This window comes from Chitinophaga sp. CF118, from assembly GCF_900112615.1.
In the GTDB taxonomy this organism is placed as follows: Bacteria; Bacteroidota; Bacteroidia; order Chitinophagales; family Chitinophagaceae; genus Chitinophaga.
Genome location: NZ_FOMK01000024.1, coordinates 1 through 2,053, shown reverse-complemented (window position 1 = coordinate 2,053; position 2,053 = coordinate 1). Strand labels below are relative to the sequence as shown.

Sequence of the window (2,053 nt, the reverse complement as noted above, 5' to 3'; positions counted from 1 at the left end):
TTAACGCATCTTTTATATCAGCACCGTCAAATAAGCTGGTGATAAAAACATTCAGCATACCTGGCACAAAGTGAAGGCAGCTAACATGCTCTTTCGAGATCAGTGATAAGATCCGGTCTGGTGAGACTGTATCTTCCCGCTGGCATAAAACCATCTTCGCACCCCAGCATAGTGGCATGAAAAGTTCCCATACTGATACATCAAATGTGAAGGTGGTCTTCTGAAGAATGATATCCGCTGCAGTAAATTCATACTGATACCACATCCATTCGATCCGGTTGATAACTCCCTGATGCTCCAGCATACAACCCTTAGGCTGACCCGTAGAACCTGATGTATAAATTACATATGCGAGGTCTGATGCTTTATTAACGGATACTATATTTCCGTTGCTATAACGGCTTGCCTCCGCTTTGAATTTCTCCAGTTCCTCTTCATCTATCAGCACTTTGCATTGGCTATCAGTAAGCATATAATCTATACGCTCCTGCGGGTACTCCGGATCAATAGGTACATATGCTCCGCCTGACTTTAATACTCCCAGCAGGGAGATGATCATCCATTCACTACGTTCTAATTTTATTCCTATTAAATCATCCGATTGAATCTGATAATGGTTCCTTAAATATGCCCCTAACTGGTTAGCATAACTGTTTAACGACTGGTAAGTAAACTCCTTACCCGCAAACACCAATGCAATAGCATCAGGAGTTTTTGTTACCTGTTCTTCAAATAATGCTGTTAGTGTTTTATTACGGGGATAGGATATTGCAGCACCATTAAAATCAACCAGCAATTGAGTTTTCTCTGTATCGCTTAAATAATCCAGCTGATCGATTTGCATGGATGGATCTGCGATGATGGCACACAGTAACTGTTCCAGATGGCAAGCCATCCGTTCACCGGTAGCTTGTTCATAAATATCACTGTTGTAAGTAATAATCAGTTCCAATGTGTCTGCCTTTTCCATAAAGGTGAATTGCAGATCAAATTTGCTGATGTGCTGTTGCTCTCCCTTATACTCGCTGATCACTAACCCTGTTAATGACTGTTCTCCTTCCAGATGATGTTCTTCATTATTCTGCAATACGACCATCACATCAAACAGCGCATTGCGGCTTATATCACGCGGAAGATTCAGTTTATCTACCAATGTATCAAACGGATAGATCTGGTGATCGTAGGCTCCAAGGGCAATCTGTTTTACGGTTCCCAGCAACTCCCTGTAATTGTTCTTTCCATTGAAGCGGGTTCTTAGTGCCAGTGTATTGATATAAAAACCTATCTGATTTTCCAGATCAATATGTTCCCGACCTGCAATAGGGCTACCGATGATAATATCTTCCTGACCGGTATAACGGTATAATAAGGCATTCACTGCCGCCAGCAATCCCATAAACAAAGTACCACCTTCCTGTTGACTGAGTGTTTTTATACCGGTACTGATGTTGTTGTTAAAAGTATGCTGAATGATGCCACCGTGATATGTTTTAACAGAAGGACGGAGCTTATCGGATGGCAGTTCCAGTACCGGCAATTCACCGGAGAACTGTTCCAACCAATAGTTTTCATATTCCTGTAATGCAATTCCGCTTAGTTGTTGCTGCTGCCAGGAAGCATAATCCTTATATTGAATTTTAAGTGGAGATAACGGATTTGATGCTGTATTGTAAAATAATAACAGCTCTTTAATGAGCACATTCATGGACCAGCCATCACTGATAATGTGATGCATCGTGCAGGTAAAGATCCATTTGTTGGTTCCTACCTGGTATAAACCGGCACGCAATAATGGACCGGTGCTCAGATCAAAGCCCCCCGCAGCTGCTTCATGTATCAGGTTATTTATATCAGATGATTGCTCTCTTATATCCAGGTTGAAGTCTATGCTATCAAGAATCACCTGACGCACCTCACCCTGTTCATCTTCCCGGAAGATGGTCCGCAGGCTCTCATGACGTGCAATCAACTCATCAAAAGCATATTCCAGCAAAGCAAGATCCAACTCACCTTCAAAAACAAATACGCCCGGCATGTTATAAGCTGCACTACC

Annotated in this window: 1 protein-coding gene; it reads right to left on the bottom strand. The window is 42.2% G+C overall.

Annotated elements, in window-relative coordinates:
* Positions 1-2,053 (bottom strand): non-ribosomal peptide synthetase (locus BM176_RS32005; protein ID WP_143097985.1); only part of this gene is annotated, 2,053 nt, incomplete at both ends.